Origin of the sequence: Saccharothrix sp. CCNWYY140 (assembly GCF_037401995.1) — a bacterium.
GTDB lineage: Bacteria > Actinomycetota > Actinomycetes > Mycobacteriales > Pseudonocardiaceae > Actinosynnema.
The window spans coordinates 1-6,384 of sequence record NZ_JBBEGC010000226.1 but is presented as its reverse complement, the minus strand read 5'-3'; the positions used below and the strand labels follow the sequence as shown (position 1 = coordinate 6,384).

Genomic DNA, 6,384 nt, shown 5'->3' with positions numbered 1-6,384 from the left:
CTTCGGGCAGGCCATACGGTGGGGGAACCGAGGCCCTCCACTTGTAGGTAACACCTACCGCGCGCTCCGCGCGCGAATCACCGCGCTACGCGCGGGAAGGATTGCGCTGGGGGGAAGGGATTGCTGCGCCGCGGGGTGGGGATGGCTGCGCTGTGGGGCTGGGGGCACTGTGCTGTGGGCGGGGGCGGCGTCAAGAGAGGGCTGGCCTCAGCCCCAAGAGCGCACCCCGCGCGACCCCGCGCGACCCGCGCGACCCCGCGCGACCCGCGCGACCCAGGCGTAAAGGGAGCCAGGTGGCGGCCTGGCTCCTCGGGATGCTTCAGCTGCGCAAGCTCCACTGCTGGTTCGCGCCGCCCCCGCAAGACCACAAGATGATCCGCGTCCCGTTAGCGGTAGCCGCCCCAGAAGCGTCCAAGCACAACCCCGACTGGACACCCGTGATGGTGCCGTTGGCGTTGACGTTCCACTGCTGGTTGGTCTGGCTGTTGCAGTCCCAGATCACGACCGTTGTGCCGTTGGTGGTGCCCTGGTTGTTGGCGTCCAGGCACTTGTTGCCGTAGACCTGCAACTGCTTGCCGGCGGTGTAGGTGAAGCGTTGGTTGGTGCCGCCGTGGCAGTCCCACAGTTGCGCTGCCGCGCCGTTGGTGGCGCTTGCGCCGCTGATGTCGATGCAGCGCCCGGACTGGCCGCCGACGATCGACACGCCCTGCTGGCTTCCGCCGCCCTGCCTCCTCGCCAGTGACTTCGACTCGGGGGAACGGTTGCCCTGTGCGTCCACCACGTACAGCCGGTAGTCGCCGGACGTCGTCGGGACGTCGATCGTGGTCGCCGTGCCGGTTGCCCTGGTCATCGTCGGGCCTACCGCGAACGACGTAGTGCCCAGCGGAGCCAGCCACAGGGTCTTGGTGGCGTCGCCAGTACTCCGGACCGGGATCGATGCCGTGCCTGAACCCACGAATGTGCTGTCGGGCAGGACGTAGTCAGGCAGGGAGAGGTTGCTTGCCGGGATGATGTCCCGGTACGCGTCCTCCAGGCCGGAGTTCACCGCGATGCTGTGCGCGGGTGCCGGCCACACGTAGTCCGAGTAGACGAGGATGTCCTGGATGGTGCTGTTCGGCAGGTTCTTGTTGGAGACCTTGTTGATCGGCCCGTACGTCTGGGTGATGTTCAGGTCGTGCTTGCGGCCGAAGTCGTCGGAGTTGATCATCCACGTGACGTTCTTGTCCACACTCACGACGTTGTCGCGGAAGGTGATGTACGCCGAACCCTCGTCCGGGTGCAGGCCGTACTTGTGGCCCGACGGGACGCCTTGCAGGTAGTTGTTGGTGATCGACGTGTTCGGCTGGGCGCCCAACGTGTAAATAGGGGCGGTGTCGTTGAGGCGTTGGACCGTGTCGATGATGTGGTTGTAGCTGATGTTGTTGTTCCTGGCCGTGGTGGTCGGGCGGTTGGGGGCGATCGAGCCCGACGAGCCGTCGAAGTTCCACCAGCCCCAGCCCATCGTGATGCCGTTCCACGGGGCCTTCTCGATGCGGTTGCGCTGGATGGTCAGGGTGTCGACGAAGAACGCGGAGATCGGGCTGTGCCCGCTGAACAACACCGCGGTGTCGTAGAGGTAGTTGTTCTTGATCTCGATGTTCTTCGGCAGGCCCTCCACCTGCGGCGAGTACTTCTCGCGGTTGGACGAGGTGTGGTCGCCGATGTAGACGTGCTGCGGGTGGCCGACGTTGATGGCGGCCCCGCCGGTGTCGTTGGTGTAGTTGCCGATCACCTGGATGTTCTGCACGTCGTTGGCCAGGTTGATCGCGTCGACACCGGTGTGTTGCACGCGGTTGCGGATCAGGGCGATGTTGTCGGCGTTCTCCACCTGGATCGCGCCGGGCGCCAGGTCGACGTTGCGGTAGTAGTAGACGTGGAAGTTGCCCTTCGCGTACGCGGTGTTGCCCAGGTTGCCCTGCTGGGCCTGCTTGAACGAGGACCCGGCCACGGTGAAGAGGTTCCAGTCCGAGTGCTGGACCGTGATGCCCGAGAAGGTGATGTTGCGGGCGTGGTTGGTCGTGGACGTGCCGGCGACCCGGAGCAGGGTGGACACGTTGTTCGGCGCGTAGACCGTCGCCGTGGCCATGTTGTCCGAGTTGTTCTTGTAGTAGTAGACCGTCTGGGCGGCCCGGTCGAAGTAGAACTCGCCCGGCGCGTCGAGGAACTCGTAGGCGTTGGAGAACTTGTGGCTGCCGCCGGACTGGAAGTTGCCGTTGAACGCGCCCTGGGCGATGGCGCCGCCCGGCTGCTGGAACAGCGCGACCCGCCCGGAGCCGTCGCCGGCGGTGGTGATCTGCCGGACGCCCACGATGGACGTCTGCCAGGTCGTCGCCGTCTCGATCTCGACGTCGTCCTGGTTGCGGGTGATGGCGGGCAGGTCGCCGAGGCCGTACTTGGCCCCGTCGCACTGCGAGCCCGACTCCCACGCCCAAGACGCCTGGCCGGCGTTGACGCTGTAGCTGCCGTAGCAGCCCTGCGAGCTGATCGTCTTGGTGGCCATGAAGGCGCGCTTGTCGTTGACGTAGAGCGCACGCAGCTTGTTGGCGCGGGTGAGCGGGGCCTTCCAGATGTTGCCGCTGTGCTGGGTCCAGCCGGTCACCTGGACGCCGCCGTTGAGCACGGGCGTCTCGTTCTGGTACGCGGAGTACAGAACCCGGTGCCCGTTGGTGCCCGAATCGGCGGCGGTGAAGTCGATGGTGCTGCTCACCGGGTAGTTCCCGCCGCGCAGGTAGACCTGGATGTCCCCGGACATGTTCGCGTTGATCGTGCGGACGGCGTCCCGGGCCCGCTGCACCGTCTTGAATGGCGCCGTGATCGTCCCGGGGTCGGAGTCGTTGCCGTTGGGGGCGACGTAGAACGTGGCCTGGACAGCGGCCGAGGCACTGGGTGGGTTCACCGTGGTCGGCACCAGTGACACGGACACGAGTGCCGCGAGGGCTAACAACGTCCTGGCGGCGGTAGCGGCTGATCTCACCTTCTTCTCCCATCGTCGTCGTTGACGAGCAGTCGGCGGCCGGTCGCAAGCCCGGTCGCCTTCCGGCAAGCTAGCCACCCCCGGCGCCGGGCAGCAATGTCTGGTTGCTGCCACGGTGTTAGCGCTAACGGTCCTCGGGCCTAGGCTTGACGCCCGATGTGGTGAGCGCTAACAAGACACCGGATGATCACCGCCCGCGGCCCGGGAGGCGTCATGAGGCGACGAGACGGTGTCTCGCAGGCGTGGCACGGTCGCTGGTTCCGCACCAGCTCACCGGTCCTGATCGGGCGCGCCGAGCACCTGGCCGCGCTGCGGGAGGCCACGGCGCGGCGCCCGGCGGTAGTCCTGCTCGAGGGCGAGTCGGGGGTGGGCAAGAGCAGGCTGGTCGCCGAACTGCTCGCCGGGGACCTCGGCGGCGTCCTGCCGCTGGTCGGGCACTGCCAGCAGGTCGGCGAGCCGTTCTCCTACGGCGCGCTGCTGGAGGCGCTGCGGGGCACCGGACCGCACCTGGCCGAGCAGCGGTCGCTGAACCCGGTGATCGGCGCGCTAGCCCCGCTGCTGCCCGAGATCGCCGCCGACCTGCCGCCGCCGCTTCCCCCGCTGGGCGACCCGCGGGCCGAACGGCACCGGCTGTTCCGGGCCGTCCGGGAACTGCTCGCCGCCCTCGGACCGGCGTTGCTCGTGGTCGAGGACCTGCACTGGGCCGACGACGGCACCCGGCAGCTGCTGCGCTTCCTGGCGGGCGGCCCGCCGCCCACCCTGAGCACGGTGCTGACCTACCGGCGGGAGGACCTGCCCGGCGGCAGCCCGCTGGGCGCGGAGTTCCGGTCGGCCGCCGGCGGCTTGGTCGCGGTGCTGGAGCTGGAGCCGCTCGACGTGGCCGGCGTGCGGGGGCTGACCGAGGCGATCCTCGGCACGCCGGGAGTGTCGGCGGACTTCGCGGCCCTGCTGCACGAGCGGACGGCGGGCATCCCGTTCGTCGTCGAGGAAACACTACGAGCCCTGCGCGACCCCGCAGGCGCGGTGCAGGCGGGCAGCGCACGGGCCAAGCGGCTGCTCGACGCGGTCAAGGTCCCGGTGCTGCTGCGCGACGCGATGGCCGACCGCCTCGCCACCCTGCCCGCCGACACGGTCCGGCTGGTCGAGGCGGCGGCCGTGCTCGGCGCCCCCGCACCCGCCGGCCTGCTCGCCCAGGTGGGCGGAGTCCCGCGGCACCGGTCCGGGACGGCGCTGGCGCACGCCGTGGACGGGCACGTGCTGCACCAGGTGGACGACCTGGGATACGGCTTCCGGCACATGCTGGCCCGCCAGGCCGTCTACGACACGATCACCGCCCCCGAGCGCGCCGCCCTGCACGACCGGGCCGTGGACGCGCTGGAGCACGTCGAGCCGCGCCCCTTGGTCCAGCTGGCCGAGCACAGCGAGCGCGCTGGCCGGACGGCGGCCTGGCTGGCCCACGGCGAGGCGGCGGCCGACCGCGCCATCGACTCCGGGGACGCGGCGACCGCCACCACGCTGCTGCACCGGCTGCTGGCCGCACCCGTGCTGCCCGCCGACGTGGTAGACCGGCTGGCGATCAAGCTCGGCCGCATCGCCAACACCGGCCTGGACCAGCGCGACCCGACCGAGACGCTGGAGCGCCTGCTGGTCGACCCGCGCCTGGCCACGTCGGTGCGCGGCGAGGTGCGGCTGTACCGGGCGCTGCTGCTGCTCCGCCGGATCGGCCACATCCAGGATGGCCGCGCCGAGCTGGAACGCGCGATCGGCGAGCTGGCCGACCGCCCCGACCTGGTCGCCCGCGCTACCGCCGCCCTGTCCATGCCCTACCTGGGCACCCCGCCGCCGGACGAACTGGCTCGCTGGTGGCAGCGCGCCCAGGAGCACCGCGCGACCGCGACCGGCGAGCTGCGGATCGCCCTGCTGGCCAACGTGCTCGGCTCCCGCCTGCACCAGGGCCACTTGGCGTGGCTGGACGAGGTGCCCGAACACGCCGACACCCTCGGCGGCCGGCAACACCTCGCGCGGCTGCGGTGCAACGTCGCCGACGCCTGCGTCTGGCTGGGCCACTTGGACCTGGGCGCCCAGTACCTGCACGACGGGCTGCGGCTCGCGGCGCTCAGCGGCGCGCCATTCGTGGTCAGCACCGGCCGGACCACCGAGGCGCGGCTGGACTGGATCACCGGCCGGTGGGCGGGCCTGGCGCAGCGGGCAGGTGGCCTGATCGAGGAGTACCGGGACGTCACCAGCATGGCCGGCGAGCTGGAGCTGGTGCTGGGCTGGCTGGCGGCGGCCCGCGGCGAGCAGGAGACCGCGGCCGGCCACTTCGCCCGCACCGGTGCACACGACCCGGACGACGCGATCCTCCCGGTGGCGATCGGCGGCACCGCGGGCCTGGCGTCGATCCTGCTGGAGCGCGGAGCGGCGGCCGAGGCGGCGGCGGAGGTCGACCGGGGCTTGGCGGCCGTGCGGCGGACGGGCTGCTGGCCGTGGGTCAGTCTGCTCGCGCCGGTCGCGGTCGCCACCTACACGGCGGTCGGCAGGGGAGCGGAGGCCGGACGGCTGGTGGACGAGATCGCGGAAGGCGTCGCCGACCGCGACGCGCCCGCCGTGCTCGCCGCGCTGGCGCAGTGCCGTGGGGCGCTGGCCGAGCGCAGTGAGGCCATCGGGCACTTCAGGGAAGCTTGCGAGCGCTATGAAGCAATGCCCGCACCGTACTTCGCCGCCCTCGCGCGGGAACGAGAGGCCGCACTGACGTCCGACCCCGAGAAGGCCGTCGCACTGCTCAAGGACCTGGCGGCGTCCTTCGACGCTCTGGGCGCGTCGAAGGACGCAGCGCGCTGCCGCCACAAGCTGCACACCCTCGGCGGTGCCGCACCGACCCGGCGGGGCCGGCGCGGATACGGCAACGACCTGTCGCCCCGGGAGGTCGAGATCTCCCGGTTGGTCGCGGCGGGCCGGACCAACCGGGAGATCGCCGAGCAGCTTTTCCTGTCCTCACGGACGGTCGAGCAGCACGTGGCGCGCTTGTTCCGCAAACTGGGCATCAACTCCCGCGCCCAACTACGCGCCGACCACCTCGACTAGCGCAGCCCCACAACACCACGCAGCGCCGCCTTCCCCGCGCGCAGCGCGGTGGTTCGCGCGCGGAGCGCGCGGTAGGTGTTACCTACAAGTGGAGGGCCTCGGTTCCCCACCGTATGGCCTGCCCGAAGGGCTACCACGCTTTGGGTCGGGTGCAGCCGAAAGTTTTTGCGAGGGACGAGCAAAAAGTTTTAGCGGCACCCGGCCCAAAGCGTGGTTGGCTTTGCCAGGTCATGCGGTGGGGGAACCGACGCCCTTCACCCCCCATCGGTGGTCTCCCTGCTAGCTTT

2 protein-coding genes are annotated in these 6,384 nt (G+C 70.5%); one reads left to right on the top strand and one right to left on the bottom strand.

What is annotated here, in order from left to right:
• Window positions 1-319: 319 nt before the first annotated feature.
• On the bottom strand, window positions 320-3,013 hold the full coding sequence (locus WBN91_RS38790; RefSeq protein ID WP_337729284.1) for an RICIN domain-containing protein: 2,694 nt from the start codon (window positions 3,011-3,013) through the stop codon (window positions 320-322).
• Window positions 3,014-3,226: 213 nt separating this feature from the next.
• Between WBN91_RS38790 and WBN91_RS38785 the strand changes: the two genes are divergently transcribed.
• Window positions 3,227-6,097 carry an ATP-binding protein gene (locus WBN91_RS38785; protein WP_337729444.1) on the top strand — a complete coding sequence of 957 codons (2,871 nt, stop codon included), beginning with the start codon at window positions 3,227-3,229 and terminating at the stop codon, window positions 6,095-6,097.
• Window positions 6,098-6,384 lie beyond the last annotated feature (287 nt).

What these genes read in the sequence shown, in the direction of transcription:
- WBN91_RS38785 (WP_337729444.1), top strand. Translation starts at nt 3,227, where the DNA reads ATGAGGCGACGAGACGGTGTCTCGCAGGCGTGGCACGGTCGCTGGTTC.